Source organism: Paenibacillus sinensis (assembly GCF_019904155.1).
In the GTDB taxonomy this organism is placed as follows: domain Bacteria; phylum Bacillota; class Bacilli; order Paenibacillales; family Paenibacillaceae; genus Paenibacillus_AQ; species Paenibacillus_AQ sinensis.
On record NZ_JAHCMB010000136.1, the window covers coordinates 27752 to 47062 of the forward strand.

Genomic DNA, 19311 nt, shown 5'->3' on the forward strand with positions numbered 1-19311 from the left:
CTCTAATGCTGATGCTCCCCGGCATCCGCCAGATAGGCTGGGGCATCCGCTGCTGGGAGGAACTTGTAGACATACAGATTTTTGTTCTTCAGCTTCACGCAGGCCAGATAGCCGCCACCGCTCATGTAGTAGTCATTCTTCAGCAGCGGAGCCAGCTCGTCCATTTTGGACGGATCGCTGACGATTGGATTGGCGCCGAAATCCTTCGTCTGGATGAATTCCCGGTCGTTGTCGGCGATGTATCCGAGGAAGAACGGCGACTTCGGATCTTTGCTCTTGTTCATGCCGACATAGGGATCATACGCCTGGAGGGTGATGCTCTCGATTTCCTCTGTATTTTCCAGATAAGGATACAAGCCTGTGTCCTGTAAATATTTCAGCGTATTCTTGAAAGACGGTGTCAGATAGATGATGCTGTTCTCCAGCCGGTAGCCAAATTTCAAGCTCTCCTGACCGCCGTCCTGGGTGAACATGATAATGCCGAGTGCCTGATCCTTCGGGAAATAGCGGTCTTCCAGGCTCTGCGCCTCAACATCGTCGGCAATATGTCCAAGCAGCTCCTTGCGCTGGCTGTCCGACAGGATCACCTGTCTCGGGTTCGTATAATTACTGTTCGCCAAATATACGAGGCCATTCCGAAAAGCACCCGCCGCCCAATACTGCGATTCGGTCGTTCCGGTAATGGTGCGCCGCGTCTGTTTCTCCACAGCCTCCGTCTTGTCCAGCGCCAGGAAGTCCGAGAGAACGCTGAACTTGGTCCGGTCATAGTAACGGGTCAGATGGGAGCCATTAGTCAGCGTATAGTTCACGATAATATCGTAAGGCACTGTCGTGTCGGTAAAATTGTCCCGGTCCAGCGCCAGCTTGCCCTTTCCGCCGTCGATCAGCTTCTGATGCAGCTCCGTGATGGTCTTGAGATCGCTCTGCGTTGTAAAAGTGTAGTTGCTCATGACGTAATAGCTTCCGCCCGTGCTGACGCCGCCGACCTGGCCGTCCAGATAGTTCGGCGAACCGGCGTAGGACATCTGGACGCTGGCGATCCGGTCAATCTGCGGAATCCGGGTTGAGTAGCCGAAGCCCCCGGTAACGAGAATCACGACAGCGATCAGAACGACGCCAAGTCCGAAGGGCAGCTTCAGAATGCCCCGGCTAAGTCCGCGCGAGCCGTTCTTCTGAATCAGCTCGGTAATGAGGAAGAAGACGATAAAAGTCAGCGATGCCGCCAGAATGGAATAGCCCGTTCCCATATCGGCTCCATATTCCAGCACGACGGCGAAGCCGAAGAGCGGCAGTAGAAAGGTGGATGCCGTGCCCAGAATCCGGTTCGTCCCTGAGACACCGGCGATCTCGGCCTTGCGCTTCGACAGGGCATATATTCCAAGTGCGGCTATGGCCGCGCTTGCGGCAACCCAGGCCAGCAGAAGCGCGATATGCATCGGCGGCTGGACGAAACCGTCAAAGCGGGTGTACTGGGCGCAGTAGTCTTTGGCCGCCTGATAGAAGAACAGCACCGGATTGAAGCCGGACAGCTTGTCCAGCAGGCTCGCGCCTACTTCGACCGTCCCTGTGCTGGCTGAGAAGCCGAAGGAATTGCCGAAGAGCAGCTGCTTCATCAGCGAGTTGGCGCCGTACAGCACAATGGAAGGCGCACCCAGCGCGAGGAGGGAGAAGAATACGGCCTCCGTGATCGTGCCGACCATACAGCAGATCAATGCCGTCACACAGAAAGCGGCAATACCCATAATGAGGAATCCGGAGTACATATACCCGGCGCCCGAAATGGCGATGTTCGCGTAGCCGAGGCCGCTGAAGGCCGAGACATTCATCATGAGCGAGACCATGATCGGGATAAACAGGACAATCGCCAGCATGAGAACGCCGATCAGCAGGCGCAAGCCGAACTGCTTGACCCGCGTGATGCCCTGGGCAAAATACGTATCCGACGAGCGCTTCACCAGCATGAACCGGAACAGAACGACCGCCAGCGCGGCCCCGAAGGCGATGACGGCGGCAAGAATAACCCCGGTCAGGCTCTCGTAGTAGAACCGGTACTGCATCTGGTTATGCGTATAGTTCTCGTCGAAGATCGACTTTCCGGGTATGAAGGCAGTAGATACCGGAATCAGGAGCAACAGCACCGCCAGACCGAGAGCGGAGACGCCGAGGCTCTGGGTCAGCGCGCGGGTGAAGGCGTGAAGATAGACCGGAAAGGCGCGTCCCCGCGAAGAATCGGCCGCCTTCACAGGCGGAGTAGGCGAAGATTCCGGCTGCGGCTCTGTCTCGATACGCTCAAAAGAAGGTTGCGATGTCATATTCCTTATCCTCCATCTCATCCAAGAAGATTTCTTCGAGCGTCATCGGCTCGCTGGCGATCCAGAGCGGAGCGGAAGACTCCAGCATCTTGCGCAGCTCATCCTCTCCACCGTCCCAGGTGAAAATAAAGCCGTCCCCGTCGCGCGTAATATTCCGGGCCGCGATGGCCGCAAGCCGCTCCGCCCCGTCATTGCGCGGAAAGGCGATCCGGTATTTGGTCCGCCGCTTCCGCATCTCATCCACCGTCTCCGCGAAGGAGAGGCGTTTGTCGCGGATAATCGCGATGAAGTCGCACAGACCTTCCAATTCCCGCAGATTATGGGACGAGATCACGATGTTCGTCCCGTGCTTTTTCATATACTCGAACATAATGCTCTTCAACTGATTGCGCTTGGACAAGTCCAGGCCGTCGAAGGATTCATCCATCAGCAGGTACTTGGGCATTGTCGCGAACGCAAGAATAAGCGCCGCCTGCCGCTGCATCCCCTTGGAGAAACCGCTGATCCGGGCATCCGGGTCCAGCTCGAAGAAATCGACGAGATCCTTGAACGTCTTCTGGCTCCACTTTGGATAAAAACCGCTGAAGAACAGGGCCATCGAACGCAGCGAGCCCTGCGGAAGGAAGAACGGATCATCCTGGGCCATGAACAGTCTGCGCTTGATCCCCTCATTCTCGTATACCGGAATGCCGTCAATTGTAATTCTGCCGCTCTCGGGCCGGTAAATTCCCGCGATCATCTTGAGCAGCGTCGTCTTACCCGCTCCGTTGTAACCGACCAGTCCGCAGATCCGTCCATCCGCAATCTCAAACGTGATGTCTTCCAGTGCCGTGAACCGGCCGAAGGTTTTGCCTACTCCTTCTATGGATATCAAGTTCTCCACCATCCTTTGCATCTGTCTCTGTGAACAGCGGGCCGCTCCTTGTATATTAAATGAACCGCTTAGGAGGAACGGACCCGCCTTATGGCATTCCCTGCTGTCAGGCCGCATCGCGGAACTGACGCCGCCGTCTCATACCGCTCAGAATCAGCGCCGATGCCCCGGCTGCTATGACCAGCAGCACCGCGACTGCGACAACAATAATTCTGCCGCCGGAGGAATAGGAAGGCGCTCCTACGGCCAGAACGTAATCGGAATTATGGCTGATCGTGAACGAGACATAGCCCGCACTCACGCTCAGATTCGTCGCCGCCGGCACAAGCCGCCCCTTCTGTGTATCGAGCAGATACAGGGTCAGGTTGTCCGAGTCGCTGAACCGGCTGCCGGTATTGACATAGATCTCGGCCGGACCGGGGAGATCCCCGTCATGGACGAAGGAAATATAGAACGGCTTGGTAAGCGAGGACGCCGCCTTCTTGAGAGCGGGCGCCTGTTCCGGGAAATCAATCTGGAAGCTGATATCCTCAGGCGTTCCCAGCGTATCGCCGTCGAAGTTCCAGGAGTACAGCACATTCCCGCTGTCATTCAGCTTCTGGAAGGTGAGCCGTTCATTCTTCTCCTTAGCTTCCTCCATCGCCGCCTTGCCGGTCAGAATGCCGGTATCGGTCAAGGTAATCATCTTCATGGCGCCGCGCATCGTCTGCATTTCCTTCGTCTCGGGCGTATCCGCTCCGGGCGAAGCACTTGGCTCCGACGACAGCGCCTCCGGCTGAAGCTGCTCCCCGCCTTCACCGGCAAGCGTCTTCGGCGTGACGGGCGCCAGCGCCTGCATTTTGGCGATGACCTCCTGCTGCTCCTTCTCGCTGATGTTCGTTCCCTGCGCCGCCACGAGCGGCACATAGGGCGCGATTACCGCGACATATGGCTTCGCCGCGCTTACGTAGGGCTTGCCGCCCGCCCCGGCGGAGCCTGTGAGGCTGCCAAGCGTGCCGGAAGAAATGCCTTTGCCGGAAGCTCCGGTCCCGCCGCCGGAAGCCGCAGCTGTTCCGGAACCGCCGGAGGAAGGGACTGTGCCTCCTCCCGCCGATGAGCCTCCGCTGCCCGTCGTTCCCGATCCTCCGCTGCTGGTTCTTCCCGGGAACGCCGCGCTCATATCGGCCGAGGGAAGCGGAAGCGCCGATACCGGCGATGGCTGCGGCACATTCTGCACATATTCAGGCCGATACGGGGTCGGCTGAGCCTTGTCCGGAACGCCCGAATTGCCCGCGGCGGCCGAAGCTAACGGAGCAGGATTCTGCGAATACTGCGGAACATACGGCGTCGTTCCGCTGTTCACCGCAGGCGCGGGGGACGGCCCGGAGGCATTTTGCTGTGAGGAGTCCTGTCCCGATGAAGCGGAATATTCCGGCTGCGGTGCGGACGATACTTTAGGCGATGTTGCATCAGGCACAGGCACATACGGCGTCGCCACCGGAACAGGACTTGGGACGACGGCCGGCGGATTATTCGTGATCGGCGAAGGCTGATTGATCACAGGACTCGCGGCCGGCGGATTCTCCGTTCCCGGATTTCCACCGCCAGAGCCACCTCCACCGCCGCTGGTGCCTCCTCCTTCCGAATCACCGCCGCCCGCATTCGGATTCTCCACCGTCACCGAAATGGTCTCCGCCGACGATTCACTATGCTGCCACAGTGTTCCGACCACCGTGACGGTGGTGCTGCCGGCTTTCTTGCCCTTGATCGTAATGGTTCCGTTCGAATAGGATGCCGACGCGACGAACGGATCGGCCACGCTGACCGAAGCGCGGGCATTCTCCGTCTTGCGGTCGGGTCCCGCGCAAGCGCAGGCGCCAGTAACTTCATCGCCGCATTTGCCGTTGCATTGCTGCGGACAAATAGCTTGTCCACAGCCGATAACTCCCGAGTACGATGCCGGACTCATGGTCGCCGAGATCGTAGTGGTCTCTCCGACATTAAGCGTCGCCGAGCTGTCCCCCAGGGACAACTGGACGGTCCCCCGATTATAGTAGCCATACACGGTCTGGCTGCCTGCTGCGGCCGTGATGATGACCAGAGCGAACAGAGTCAGCAGGGCCTGACGAATCACTCTACCTTTCACTCTTTTGTCCCTCCTTTTGTTTGGATAGTTGGATTCCAATGGAAAAGACAAGCGGAGATCCCCCTCCGCCTGCCTATGCAATTAATTCAACTCAAGTGCTTTGGCGATCAATGTGACTGCTTCAGCCCGGGTAGCCGTAACCGCCGGAGCGAACCGGTTGCCTGTCTGTCCAGAGACGATGCCCGCTTGTACCGCGGCACTCACCGAGGCCTTTGCCCATGCCGCAATGTCTCCGCTGTCGGCGAAGTTCAGAGCGGAGCCGCCGGAAAGTCCGAACGCCCGCACGGCCATAGCAACCATTTCTTGCCGGGTCACCTGCTGGTTCGGACGGAAGGTTCTATCATCGTAGCCAGTGACAATACCATGATCGGCTGCGATTGCCACAGTATTCTTGGCCCAATGGCTGTCCATATCGGAGAACGCAGATTGTCCCGTTGCCTGCAGATTCAGAGCTTTAACGAGCATCGACGCGAATTCCGCACGGGTCACCGCTTTGCCAGGCTGGAATGTACCGTCCGGATAGCCTTGAACGACTCCATTTCCAAGAAGCTTCACGATATAAACCTCGGCCCAGTGGCCGGAAATATCGCTCGGTGTGGACGCTTGAGCGGTTGACCCCTCGGCGAACACAGAGTATTTCGTGAAATGGGTTGTCTCCGCCGTAATCGTTCCGCCGTCTGCCGTGCCGCCAATGCGTTTCCATTCACCGGCAGTTTCATCGTAATAGTAGATACTCGGTGTTGCCCCCGCTGGAATCAATGCCGGATCGAACTTCAGCGTAATCTTGACCGAGCGGGTGAACGTATAGCCGGCACCGCCGACAGTAAATTCATAAGTCTTGGCAATCGGTGTCAAATCTCCGGAAGCGGCCGGTGGCGCCGCAACCTCAGCTACCCTCACTTCAACCGCTCCGCTGCCCGTGAGCGCGCCGGCCGGAATGTCCACCGCCGCCGAATCGCCCAGACTGACTCTGGCGCCTGATTGCGGATTTACCGACGCCGATCCGGTTGTGGTGACTGTCGGCTGCGGAGTCGGAGAAGCTGAAGCCGCTGGAGAGGCCGTTGCTGCTGCGCCGCCTCCTCCGCCACCGCCCGATCCGCCGCTGCCTGATCCGCCGGATGTGTCCGCTGTGTTCCATTTGGCATACAGAGTCAGATCACCGATAACCGGCGATTGGAAGCTGTACGCTACAGTCAGCTCTTCATCCAGATACCAGCCGCCGAACGCATAGCCGGTCTTGGCCGGAGCAGTTGGCAGTGCCGCGGTCTGACCGTAAGCAATCGTCTGTGTGCTCACAGCTGTACCACCGTTCGGTTCAAAGGTGACGGTATAGCTGCTCACGGTCCATTTGGCATACAGCGTGACATTTCCCTGGACAGGAGCACCGAAATCGTAGACGGTTGTCAGTGCGCTGTCGCTGTACCAGCCGCCGAAAGTATAGCCGGTCTTCACCGGAGCAACCGGCTGCTGGGCGGGAGTTCCATACGCCACGGCCTGGCTGCTGACAGCCGTGCCACCATTCGAGTTGAAGCTAACGGTGTAGCTGTTCGCCTTCCATTTGGCATAGAGCGTAAGGTCACCCGTCACAGGCGCGCTGAAGTCATATGGCATCATCAACGCTTCATCGATGTACCAACCATCGAAACCGTAGCCTTCCTTCGCTGGCGCTCCCGGCAGTGTCGCGGTTTCACCATCATTCACTTTCTGCACTGCTACCGATGAACCCCCTCCTGTGTTAAAGGAGATGGTGTGGACAATCGGCGTCCACTTCGCATACAGCGTCAAGTCGTCCTCAACGGCAGCGGTGAAAATATATTTCGTTGTCAGAGCCGCATTCACATACCAGCCGCCGAAGGTATAGCTGGCTTTCGTCGGTGCTTCCGGCTGGGCTACAGGTGTTCCGTATGGCACCGCCACAGCACTTATCGCCGTGCCTCCGTTGGAGTTGAAGCTGACCGTGTAGCTGTCCTTGACCCATTTGGCGTACAATGTCACATTTTTCGTAACCGGCGCATTGAAGTTGTATGCTGTGGTCAACGCTGCGTTGCTGTACCAGCCGCCGAATCCGTATCCGTCCTTCGCCGGAGCTTCCGGCTGCGCCGCCTTCTCGTTGTAGGTGATGCTCTGCGCCTGAACCGCCGTTCCGCCGTTCGTGTTAAAGCTGACGGTGTAGGTGCGCGGCACCCACTTCGCGTAGATCGTCAGATCGCTGCTCACTGTGCTGGCGAAGTTATATTCATGCGTCAGTTCGCTGTCGGAGTACCAGCCGGCGAATGCGTACCCGTACTTGCCGGGATCGTCATCCGGGCGAACCGCAGGTTTTCCATAATCAACCTTTTGGGACTCAATCGCCGTTCCACCGTCGGTGTTAAAGGTGACGGTGTATTGAGTAAAGAGCCATTTTCCCTCAAGCTTGACATTCGCCGTAATCGGAGTGTTGAAATCAAATTTGAGAGTGGTTCCGCTGTAATACCAATCTGCAAAAATTCTGCCTTCCCATACCGGATCGGCCGGACGGGTTGCCTTCCCACCGTACTCAACATACTGTGCCGGAGGGTTGGTAGGAACTCCTGAAAAACTAACGCTATATTTGATCGGATTCCACTTGGCATACAAAGTCACATCACCGGTAGTGGGAGTTCCGAAAACATACGTCTTCGTTAACCCGGGGTCTGTGTACCAACCGTCGAACTGATAGCCGGTGCGGACCGGATCGGCCGGACGTGTGAAGAGCGTGTTATAGACCGCCGTCTGGCTGTTAATTATGCCGCCTCCGTTCGTTTCAAAAGTCAGCTTGTACGTATCAATGCTCCATACGACATATAACAGCAAATTGCTGCCGCCGATTGTAACGGGGTCACCCGGATGATAAGTAGCCGTAGTGGCAGTCTGGGCGGTTCCCCACCCGCTAAATGAATAACCGGTGCGAATCAGGCTGCCCGGTTCGGCAATAGCCGTCTCGGTGCCGGGTTCTTCGGTCACGCTTGCTGGTGCAACGCCGCCAGTATTTCCGTTCCCGTTATAGACAATCGAATATTTCGGATTCTCCGCCCATTGAGCGTACAGGTTCACATCTCCCGCACTCAGGGTCAATGTCGAACCGGCGGGATAGCTGACGCCCGAGCCGTCAGGCAGAGTATTCCAACCTGTGAAGGCATAGCCCTGCCGAGTCAAGCCGGAACCATCCGCTACTGTAAGCTCGATGCCGGACGGAAACGCATTGGAAGCCGGAACTGTCCCGCCATCGTTGCCGTTGCCATTATAGCTTAGCGTATATAATGTGCCGGGCACCCAATTCGCATAGAGCGTGAGGTTCCCATACGTCATTGTGAACGACTCGCCGGGCGCATAGGTCACCCCTGTTCCATCGGCCTGCGTATTCCATCCCGCAAAGGAATATCCCATCTTTGTAAGACTTCCGCTATTCTCTGCCGCCGCAACCGCCGAATCGCCGGTGGCGATTCCCGGAGCAGGAACACTGCCCGTATCACTGCCATTTCCGTTATAAGACACGGTGTAATTAAGGGCGAGCTTGGAAATATAGTACTTCGCATTGTATCCTACATAGAGGTTTCCAAGGCTGTCAGCGACAATCGCTTTAGGGCCTACAACTTCGTCAGTCGTTGAAGAAGAACCGTTCCCGGCAATCGTTGTGATAATGCCGTCTTCCGCGTTAACCTTGCGGATTTTATGATTGAGAGTATCCGCAATATACACATTACCGCTATTATCGACGGTGACCGCTGATGGCCCATATAAATAAGCCTCCGTTGCCGGACCGCCGTCGCCGTTGGTAGCAGTCGGAACGATTCCCACTTGAAGGCCGGCTCCAGCAACAGTATGAACCGTATGGTCACCGGCAAGTATTTTTCGGACCTTATTACCCAAAGGTGAATTATCGCTTGCCGTAGACTCCGTATAGTACAGATTATTGGCAGCATCCACAGCCAGTCCGGCTGGAGATGAGAGAATTGCTTCTGTTGCGGGAATATTCTCCTTGGCCAATTCACTATCCGCTGAATAAAAAGCCTGGGAAATCCCTGCAAATCTGCTTATTTGCCTATCTGGTGATATTTTATAAATAAAGCCATATCCATTCGATTCGGATAAATAGAGATTATTATCCCGGTCACATACCATCCCAGTAATAGGCCCAAACGTAACTCCAGATGCATCCCCATCAGGAATAGGAGGGGTGTTGGAGCTTCTTGTAACCCCGGTACCTGCGATAACCGTAATCCTTTGGGTGGCGGCATTCAGTTTAAAAAGATAAAAACCGCTAAAAAAATATATATTATTATTCGTGTCGAGCGCCAAATTGGTGAGAGCTCCAATCCCGACCTCCGTTGCCGGAGCCTCGCCAATTGTTGAAACCTGCAGATTGTCGCCATTGCCGGCAATTGTTGTAACAATTCCGGTGCTTCGATCAACTCTCCGAATTCTTTTATTAGTAGTGTCTATAAAATAGAGATTTTCATCGCTATCCAGAGTCAACGCTTTAGCTGCCCTTATCTTCGCAGAAGCTGCAAGACCATTGTCACCGGCATCGGCAAAAGTTGAGCTTGGTGCGCCTGCGTTTCCTGAACCAACCTCTCCCATACCGACATACCTGCTGAGTGTATAACTCTCTTCACTGCCATTTGCAGCAGCCACATCAGAACGGCCACCATACATTTCCGGCAATAGACTTGTCAGAAGCAGTATAAGAGCTAACAGCATTCCGGTCATTCGCTTCCATTGCGATCGGTTCCCTTTGGCATTCCTTGCCAGTTCACTGCATCTCATTGAGCACTAATCCTCCTTCGGTGAATACGGATAGTTATATGACAATCATCTCAGTCGCATTGCCTTGGCCAGCAGCGTCACCGCTTCCGCCCGGGTTGCCGCCGATTTGGGGGCAAATTTATTCCCTTGCTGACCGGAGACAATACCGGCCTTGACGGCCGCTCCGACCGCCGACTTCGCCCAATCCGATATTTCTGCGTTATCTGCAAATTGAAGCTCATTGCCGCCGGTCAATTGGAACGCATACACCGCCATAGCTACCATTTCCTCCCGGCTTACAGGCTGGTCAGGCATGAACCGTCCGTCCGGGTAGCCGTTGACAATCTGATAATTCGCCGCAGTCCGGATCATTTCGCGCGCCCAATGCTGCCCGATATCATTGAAATCTGCTGTGCCTGTACCGGCAAGACTAAGCGATTTGACCACCAGCGCGGCGAATTCCGCCCGCGATATGCTCTTGTTCGGCTTGAATGTACCGTCCGGATAACCGCTGATCGTACCGCGCTGACGCAGCTCCTGAATATAGCGATTCGCCCAATGCCCTTCAATATCGTTCAGCGGCGCCAGTTCTCCCGTACCCAGCACGTCTGCGGAAATTTCAGCAAATACGGCAAACTTGGTGAAGTGATACACGGATGCCGTGATTTGATTGCCGTTCACCGTTCCTCCTACCCGTACCCATTTGGATGTGCTGGTATCATAGTAGTAAATCGCCGCTTCTCTGCCTTTGGCAACCTTGGAAGAATCGAAAGGCAGCGTGATCGTCACCGGCTTGGCGAATGTATAGGAAGACCCGCTGCCAACGGTGAATTCGAACGTACTACTGACTGCGGTCAGAGTGAAAGGTGCCATTGGCGGACTCGCAACCTCTGATATGCCTACCTTCACCTTCGCGCTTCCGTTCAGAGCCCCGGGCGGTATTTCCACCGCCGCCCCTGAACCAAGCGAGATTGATCCTCCAAGCGCGGGAGTAACAGAAGCTGAACCACTGGTAGATGCGGCCGGTCCACCGGAAGCAATCAGCTCCCTGTTGCGATTCATTACCTGAACGAGAGAAGACGTCAGATCGTTCACCTGGGATTTCAACGCGGAATTCTGCGTCAGCTGTATGTTGATCTGTGCCTCTGCCGATTGCAGCTTCACATAGTTCGTCACCAGCGCCTGCTGCGATGGAGTAAGTGCATCGTACCGTGCGCGAACAGCTGCGACGGCGTTCTGGTCCGCCAGAGATACCAGAGAAGGCAGCGCCGCAATCGCCGATACCACTACATTCGCAATTTCAGTGTCGCGCTCCAGCTGCAGCTCCTGCAGCGCAGCCTCCGCTTCCAGAAGCCGGTTATACATGGCCAGATTATCTCCCGACTGCACCAGTTCCTTCTGCCGGTCGGTCAATGCTTCATACGCTGCGCGCGCTTCTTCGATCATCGCTTGATCATTCAGCGTAACCGCACCTGCATCCGGCAGGTTAGAGAACTTGGCGATCACCGGATTGATTGCGATCAATTGCTCCCGAAGATCAGCCATATCCGCAAGCTGCTGCTCCGCATTTACCAGCAGCGGGTAATTCGTGACCAGCGACTGCTGCGACGGGGCAAGCCCCTCATAAGCCGCGCGGGCGTTCGTTACCAACTCAGTCTGGGCAATCGACACCTGTGACGGAAGCGCCGCGATCTGCGCAATTACAGAATCGGCAGCCAACTGATCGGCGTTTGGTCCCGTTATAAGGTACACACCTGGCTTGGCCGTCAGAAACGCAACCCCGGAAGTCCCGGAGAAATCCGCTGTGGAAATCCGCGACAAGGCTGTACTGCTTGAACCGTCTGAATTGTAGGAATATACCCTCAACCGGGAATAATCACCGGGAAGGTTAACGGACAGAGCCACCCGCGCTTCCGTTCCAAAATCCCGGATCGCCGCTCCGTCCAGTTTGGCGCTGACATCAACTGCGGCTTCTATCTGCTGTCCGGCTGGCAGAAGTGCGGAGAGTCCGTTCCAGGGAGAGTCCAGATAAGTGCTGTCCATCACAACCGTTCTTCCCCTGCTTCCCAGAATGCGGTCAAGCGCAGCGACAGGCATAGTTATGTTGGCGCGTTCAGTGTACACATCTACATTGACCGTCGGCGGCAAATCCTCAATATCCGAATGGGTGATGCCCTCCGCCCTGAATTCTCTTGCGGATGCTGCGTTCAAGTTCAGCTTATTCGCATCGGCTCCGAAGGGAATGCTGTAATCGGGGTCATCAGGGTACAAGTCCCGGGAATTGATGACGCCGTCGTTGTCCCAGTCGAAGGTAAAGCGTGCAACCACAGAGTAGGTTCCACCATTGACCAGCTGTCCGGTATTACTATAAAACGGCTGTGATATTCCCGCAGACGCCGCACCAGCCTGAGCAAGGTCCCCGTCCATCCTCTCTCCGGGTGCCGTGACGCTATATCCGGCCAACACGAACCCGTCTGGTGTTGCGGCTAGGGTGTGAAGAAAGTTGGTCCCTCCTCCCCAGCTCAGTACCTGTTCATGCCCGGTTCCTCCATAGAATCCGACCCACTCCATATTGAGATTCTCATCTGTTCTGAAGATAACAAAGTCAAGCGGCTCTCCCCCTTTGGGATTCGAGGCAATTTCATTATCAATATCGCCAGATAAGGCAAGCGCCTGTCCCATGAACAAATAGCCGCCTCCAGGCGCCGCAACAACCGCCGACAACGTGTCCTGCCACTGCTCGCTGCTGCCGGCGAACACTCTGTCTTCTGGTCTTGAGTACGATTTCTCGCTGATCAACCCTCCCGTCGCCAAATCATATTGAACCGCTATTGAAACATATTTACTCGAGCGCACCCCTGCTATCGTCAATCTCGTTCCGTCTTTCGAGATTACTACATCATTAAGGACTGTCGTGGTTGAACCAGGAAAATAACTCTTCCCCCATATCTGCTTGCCATCAATATCCAGACGTGCGATCAATCCACGGGTTTCAGGTGTCGCATTAGCCGCTGCCAGAGAAGCCGGACCAACATCCGATGCGGCGGGTTTTGTGTTAAGTGAAGCGGAAGAAGAGCTCCCAACGACCGCATATCCTCCGCTGTCAGGCAGTTCAACAATGCTGTTTAATCTGTCCTCTTGGGAGCCCCCGAGATTTTGCAGCCATTCCCGGGTTCCGTCTGCAGTGCATTTGACCACAATTCCATCTGATTTCCCTCTACTGTTCCCCTCAAAATCTCCATCTTGCGAGTCGCTCGTTCCGGCGGACACAAAGCCCCCGTCAGCAGTCGCTTTGACGCTACGCAATATGTCAGTTCCGCTTCCGCCCAGAGTTGCTACCCCAAGCACACGTCCCGATGCATCCATTTGCATAATGAGAGCGTCTCCTATTCCTGACAATCCGTTTGTACCAGAATATACATTAACGGTCCACGAACCTCCTGAATAATCTTTTAGAATAACCGGGCGACGATCGGCATCGCCGCTATTTCTTGTGAAAATCTCGCCGACCGCGACGAGGCCCCCCCCCTTCAGCTCGGCCACATTCTGAAAATCTATCGTATATGAGCTACTTCCCGAAACCGCATATAACCCATTAGCCCATACTTTCTTCATCACACCGTCCGTGTCGGATGTCTTGACCACCAACCCAGTAATTTCAGCTGCGGCATCGCCTGACAGCTCGTCGTGGTTCAATCCCAGTTCTTCTGTATCCTGGAGCGACAATGATAGCGTGGACACGTAGTCTCCGGCAGAATCGACAATTACACTGGTATTGTCATATGTAGTAATTCCGGTAACCATTGTTGTCTGGTACTTAGCCGCTGCCCATGAACTTCTAACCATAGGAATATCAGTACTCGGGTCATACTCGGCCGCCGCAGCCTTCTCCGTCAGTCCAGCTTGTCCCAAGATCGGCAGAAGCAAGGTCAGCGACAGCATGGCTCGCAGCATCATGCTACTCTTACGCGGTTTGGTATTCATTTCTTTCAATATCTCTCCCCCCGTCATACAGTTTCAGTAAATTTACAAAATATATAATCATACCGCTTTTCATTAATCAATATCAAATATAACTAAACATACTCATATCAAGCTTAATTCCAAAAAAGTTCATCGAATTTTGTCATTTTTTCGCGATTTTAATTATATTCAATTATATTTGATGATATTTGTTGATATTTAGTTGCCATTTTGCTATCCTTCTGGTGAATCTTAATTACCATCTCTTCCAGTTGCATCAGGTTTGGACATAAGCGCGAAGACTGCACCAGTATTTCAAATTTCTGATGAAAAGGAGACTCTTACCACAATGACGACGTATTCAAGACAACCGCTGGCCTTGCGTTGGCTTGCCCTTCTTGCCGCCGCTATCCTCTCGTTGAGCGCACTGCTCATTTCTCCGCTTACAGCTCACGCCAATGCAACCAACCCGGAGAAAACCAGCATCAGCATCGTTTCCTCCCATACAGGTGCGACTCAGGCTGCCGCGAACCCGCTTCAGGTCGTTACTGCCACCATCACCTTTGACCAGAACATTACGGTCAGCTCAGCTTCGGCTCTGCGCGCTGAACTGGATGTAAGCCTCAACGGCACCAACATCCCGGCGATCGGCGAGACTTCTCCGGACCCCTATATGGTCTTTGATGTTGGTACAATCGGCACCAATTACTTCACTGTGAAGATCTATACTCCTGATCCTCCGCCTGCCAACGGTGAGTTTTCAATTGTGGGAGCCGATCTCACCATTACCTCCGCCTCTACCAATGCCACTCTGGGCAAGGTGCTAAACAGCGTGACGAAGACCGGTACCTCCAATGTCGCCCTGTGGCCCAACACGGCCTTCTCGAATCAGATCATTGCGACCGGTCTTGGATTTGGAACAGCTACCTCGACTCCGGGAGATAATTTTACAAGCATTTCACCGTCTCTGACTATTCCAATCAGTTCCCTACCACAGGTTCGCGGGGTGAACTACGTGGAGCTTGGCTATACGGACGATACTGGGTTCCACAAGGTTTATGCAACCACAGATCCCTTCGGGGACTATACGTATTTTTTAGCTGTCTGGCCAACGGGTGTTCCCAGTCTCACAGGGTGCATTCCGTTATATTCAGGGTCGTTCATAACTAAAACAGCCAACGACTACGCCAACACCATCGCATCGGCAATCAATTATCCATTCAACAATACCGGTTACACTGCCACAGTCACTGGCGGTACGCTCACGGTTACCAAGAATACCATGGTTTATGACGATGGAGAGACCATCTCGCTGCGTGTCATCAACTATACGAACCAGTAATAGTTAAATTAGCTGCTGTGTAATGCAAGGCTCACTCATCCCTTCCAGTTGCATCAGGTTTGGACATAAGGGCGAAGACTGCACCAGTATTTCAAATTTCTGATGAAAAGGAGACTTTTACCACAATGACGACGTATTCAAGACAACCGCTGGCCATGCGTTGGCTTGCCCTTCTTGCCGCCGCTATCCTCTCGCTGAGCGCACTGCTCATTTCTCCACTTACGGCTCATGCCAATGCAACCAACCCGGAGAAATCCAGCATCAGCATCGTTTCTTCCCATACAGGTGCGACCCAAGCTGCCGCGAACCCGCTTCAGGTCGTTACTGCCACCATCACCTTTGACCAGAACATTACGGTCAGCTCTGCGTCGGCTCTGCGGGCCGAACTGGATGTCAGCCTCAACGGCACCAACATTCCTGCCGTCGGTGAAGTGTCACCGGACCCGTACATGATCTTCGATGTTGATACGATCGGCACTAATTACTTTACTGTGAAGATCTATACTCCTAATCCTCCGCCTGCCAGCGGAATGTTCGCCATCATGGGCGCTGCACTGTCCATCACCTCCTCTTCGACCGACGCTACTCTGGGCAAGGTGCTAAACAGCGTGACGAAGACCGGTACCTCCGATGTTGCCCTATGGCCCAACACAGCCTTCTCGAATCAGATCATCGCGACTGGACTTGGATTTGGATCGGCTACCTCGACTCCGGGAGACAATGCAACTAGCACTGCACCATCTCTGTCAATTCCGATCAGTTCCCTGCCACAGGTTCGCGGAGTAAGCTACGTAGAACTTGGCTATACGGACGATACAGGGTTCCACAAGGTTAATGCAACATACGACAGCTCTGGGTTGCCCTTCTCCTGGCCATCAGCAGTATCATCCCTGACAGGTACGATTCCGTTGCACTCGCATATGTTCGTCACGCTGACCGCCAACGACTACGCTAACACCATCGCATCGGCAATCAACTATCCAGGTAACACTACCGGTTACACTGCAACTGTCTCCGGTGGTACGCTGTCGATCACCAAGAATACCGGGGTTTATGACGATGGCGAAACCATCTCGCTGCGTGTCATCAACTACACGAACCAGTAAGATGATCTGTTGACATCTGACTTGTATCGACTGTCTTCCCGTAATTGCACCGACTGCCGTACAAGCATCCGCTTGATCGGCCGGACTTCCACCATTCGCCCTGGTCCAATGTCCAGCCTGTTAGGTATACATCTTCAAGAATAAGCTTCATGCAATAAGACAGGCCCTGTTCAGCACATAACTGAACAGGGCCTGTCTGCATTTCTTTATCTTTTTCGTCCTAACCTGCCGATACACACCTTGCCTATACCTAACCTCTCCCCTTAACCAGCAAATACAGGAAGAACGGCGCGCCGATCACCGCAGTCAGAATACCGAGCGGGATTTCCTGGGCGAACATGCTGCGCGCCAGATCGTCAACGGCCAGCAAATAGATAGCCCCCAGCCCCATCGACACCGGCAGCAGCGTCTTGTGATCCGGTCCGACCAGGAGGCGGGCCATATGGGGAACGACCAGGCCGACCCAGCCGATCATGCCGCCCACAGCCACCGCAGAGGCCGTGAGCAGCGTGGAGCAGAGAATAACTACCATACGAATTCTGCGCACATTGACACCAAGCGCCTCCGCCTCCTCTTCCCCGAAACACATCACATTCATCTGCCAGCGAATGCACAGAAGCGGCACGCTCCCCAGCAGGCCAGGAATCAGCAGTATAAGCAGATCCCTGCCTGTGACGGCGGACAAGCCGCCCATCATCCAGAACGTTATCGCCGGCAGCTTGCTGTACGGATCGGCCGCATATTTGATCAGAGAGGTCAGAGAGCCGAAGAGCGCCGATACGACCATGCCGGTAAGCAGGAGTCCCAGAACCGTCACCATGCCTCCCCTGCGTCCAATTGAGGCTCCTATGACATAAGTGATTAGGACTGCCGCTAATCCGAAGACAAAAGCCAGGGCTTGCACCCCGAACGTCCCCGCAGACATCAGAATGCCCACAGCCGCTCCGAAGCCTGACCCCGCCGAGGCTCCCAGAATATCGGAGGACACCATAGGATTCCGGAACAATCCCTGATAAGCGACGCCTGATACCGCAAGTGCCGAACCAATCAGCATCGCTGCAAAAATACGGGGAACCCGCACCTTAAGCAGCACCGTCTCCACCGGATTCGACCAATCCGCCGCTTGTCCCCGCAATCGGCCCGCCAAGATTTCCGCCATTTGCTCCAGCGAAATCCCGTATCTGCCCCAGGTGAAGGAGCCCAGGAACACCACGCAGGCGCAGAGAATCAGAACAACGGCCACCGTCCTGCCGCGAATAACGGTTTTCCCGCCAATCCCCCCGCCCTCTGCAGAGCCATGACCTATAGAATGATGCTGCAATTTTGGTCCCCCCGAACATTTTATTTATAACCAAATATATCTGAATATAATTAAATATAATATAATCACCCGATATAAACATCAATAGTCAATTCGGGGAATTTTCTATTAGGCTCCCGTCAGAACTCTTCCGAAACGCAACACGCATCCGCCAAGTCCAAAAAACCGATACCCAATCGGGCATCGGCTGCATACTTGTTCTTTTTTAACCAGTAACCATCAAAATGGCTGTCTTCACCGGCCTCCGGCTACCGTTACATCCCCGTTCTATCGGCCAGTTCGGAACTATGATCTCTACAGAGTAATCCGGGGTGATCCGTCCGCTATTCTCCATATAGCCCGCTCCTGGTGAATTAATAGTTCGTGACCGACAGGCGAAGCGGCATCAAGGACGACAGCGAAGAATGGTTCACGGCTGCCTCTTTACTGTTTTGACCGGACCATCTCCTGAATGACCTTCCGTTTCCGCTTCAGCGTCTTCCATTCCGCCCCCCAGCTTCCCCATGCCCGAAGCACGCCAGGCTCTTTCAGCAGCATGTATCCGTGAACGGCGATCTCATACGGTAGGGCGAAGACCAGAGTCTTCAGCAGCGTGCGGGCCGGCTCGTTCTTAACGAGCATTTTGTAGCGGTTGAGATAGGATTTTCTCCGGATGAACAGGGGTTTGCTGCCGCGCCCCGACGTCTTCCAGCCCCGCTCATGGTACCCGACCGCTTCCGCGTCATACCAGGCCTTCCACCCGAGCAGCTGTGCCCGCCAGGCAACATCGACATCTTCCTTATATGCAAAAAAACTGCCGTCAAAAAACTCCCCGTCCACGCTGATATCCTCGATCATTCTCTGTGAGTACATCGCCGCCGCCCCGGACACGCCGAACACCTCGCCCGACTTCTTCCAGTTCTCCGCCGGCTCCCCCATCCCCCTATCGAACGCGCGGCGAATCCGGTTCATCCGCAGGCCTGTGCTGTCCACAATCGTCGGATCGCCTTTGAACAGCAGCTTCCCCGTAGCGCTCCCAATCTGCGGATTGGCCTCCATTTGTGCCACCAGCCGGGACACATAATCAGGCGCAAGGACGACGTCCGGGTTCAGCACGAGCATATAATCGGCATCACTGGCGGCAATAGCCTGATTATGGGCGGGGGCGAAGCCGGTGTTAACTGGATTGCAAATGAGCGTAACTACTCCCTCCGGGCTCCGTTCCACTTGCTGAGTAGTGCCGTCAGTTGAAGCATTATCAATAACAATAATCTGCGAGATAGGATAGGTCTGGCCCTTTACGGCCTCCAGACATTCCGGTATATCGGATTCACTGTTGAATGTGATGATATGTACGCTTACCTTTTTGTTAGCCATAGTCCAGTCCTTATACAAGTGATTGATTACATTCCACATGAACTAGTATAGCGCAAACGGCCATCTAGCTGAATCGAGTAGGAGGGGGCGGCAAGCCCCCGTCCTCTCACACCACCGTACATGCGGGTCCGCATACGGCGGTTCCAAA

At 54.8% G+C, this 19311-nt stretch carries 9 protein-coding genes; 2 read left to right on the top strand and 7 right to left on the bottom strand.

Features of this window, described 5'->3' with window-relative positions:
* Window positions 1–2: 2 nt before the first annotated feature.
* From KIH86_RS15740 to KIH86_RS15760, 5 genes are all read right to left on the bottom strand, one after another.
* A complete protein-coding gene (locus KIH86_RS15740; RefSeq protein WP_223080965.1) occupies window positions 3–2312 on the bottom strand; it encodes a hypothetical protein in 2310 nt (769 codons plus the stop codon).
* Window positions 2290–3186: an ABC transporter ATP-binding protein gene (locus KIH86_RS15745; RefSeq protein ID WP_223080966.1), complete on the bottom strand. Its 897-nt coding sequence runs from the start codon at window positions 3184–3186 to the stop codon at window positions 2290–2292. The genes KIH86_RS15740 and KIH86_RS15745 overlap by 23 nt, the downstream gene beginning before the upstream one ends.
* A gap of 106 nt (window positions 3187–3292) precedes the next feature.
* Window positions 3293–5311 carry a hypothetical protein gene (locus KIH86_RS15750; RefSeq protein ID WP_223080967.1) on the bottom strand — a complete coding sequence of 673 codons (2019 nt, stop codon included), beginning with the start codon at window positions 5309–5311 and terminating at the stop codon, window positions 3293–3295.
* A gap of 81 nt (window positions 5312–5392) precedes the next feature.
* Window positions 5393–10096: an InlB B-repeat-containing protein gene (locus tag KIH86_RS15755; protein ID WP_456094019.1), complete on the bottom strand. Its 4704-nt coding sequence runs from the start codon at window positions 10094–10096 to the stop codon at window positions 5393–5395.
* A 45-nt stretch (window positions 10097–10141) separates the two neighbouring features.
* Window positions 10142–14059 carry an S-layer homology domain-containing protein gene (locus KIH86_RS15760; RefSeq protein WP_223110553.1) on the bottom strand — a complete coding sequence of 1306 codons (3918 nt, stop codon included), beginning with the start codon at window positions 14057–14059 and terminating at the stop codon, window positions 10142–10144.
* Between the two features lie 328 nt (window positions 14060–14387).
* Here KIH86_RS15760 and KIH86_RS15765 point away from each other — a divergent pair, with 328 nt between their 5' ends.
* Both KIH86_RS15765 and KIH86_RS15770 read left to right on the top strand, forming a co-directional pair.
* Window positions 14388–15380: a hypothetical protein gene (locus KIH86_RS15765; RefSeq protein ID WP_223080970.1), complete on the top strand. Its 993-nt coding sequence runs from the start codon at window positions 14388–14390 to the stop codon at window positions 15378–15380.
* Window positions 15381–15505: 125 nt separating this feature from the next.
* Window positions 15506–16486 (top strand): hypothetical protein, encoded by a 981-nt coding sequence (locus KIH86_RS15770; protein WP_223080971.1) that lies wholly within the window; start codon window positions 15506–15508, stop codon window positions 16484–16486.
* A gap of 250 nt (window positions 16487–16736) precedes the next feature.
* On the opposite strand, the gene KIH86_RS15775 is transcribed toward KIH86_RS15770, so the two are convergent.
* Both KIH86_RS15775 and KIH86_RS15780 read right to left on the bottom strand, forming a co-directional pair.
* Window positions 16737–17807: a FecCD family ABC transporter permease gene (locus KIH86_RS15775; RefSeq protein WP_223080972.1), complete on the bottom strand. Its 1071-nt coding sequence runs from the start codon at window positions 17805–17807 to the stop codon at window positions 16737–16739.
* A 423-nt stretch (window positions 17808–18230) separates the two neighbouring features.
* Window positions 18231–19163 carry a glycosyltransferase family 2 protein gene (locus KIH86_RS15780; protein WP_223080973.1) on the bottom strand — a complete coding sequence of 311 codons (933 nt, stop codon included), beginning with the start codon at window positions 19161–19163 and terminating at the stop codon, window positions 18231–18233.
* Window positions 19164–19311 lie beyond the last annotated feature (148 nt).

What these genes read in the sequence shown, in the direction of transcription:
- KIH86_RS15740 (WP_223080965.1), bottom strand. Translation starts at nt 2,312, where the DNA reads ATGACATCGCAACCTTCTTTTGAGCGTATCGAGACAGAGCCGCAGCCG.
- KIH86_RS15755 (WP_456094019.1), bottom strand. Translation starts at nt 10,096, where the DNA reads ATGAGATGCAGTGAACTGGCAAGGAATGCCAAAGGGAACCGATCGCAA.
- KIH86_RS15760 (WP_223110553.1), bottom strand. Translation starts at nt 14,059, where the DNA reads ATGAATACCAAACCGCGTAAGAGTAGCATGATGCTGCGAGCCATGCTG.
- KIH86_RS15765 (WP_223080970.1), top strand. Translation starts at nt 14,388, where the DNA reads ATGACGACGTATTCAAGACAACCGCTGGCCTTGCGTTGGCTTGCCCTT.
- KIH86_RS15770 (WP_223080971.1), top strand. Translation starts at nt 15,506, where the DNA reads ATGACGACGTATTCAAGACAACCGCTGGCCATGCGTTGGCTTGCCCTT.
- KIH86_RS15780 (WP_223080973.1), bottom strand. Translation starts at nt 19,163, where the DNA reads ATGGCTAACAAAAAGGTAAGCGTACATATCATCACATTCAACAGTGAA.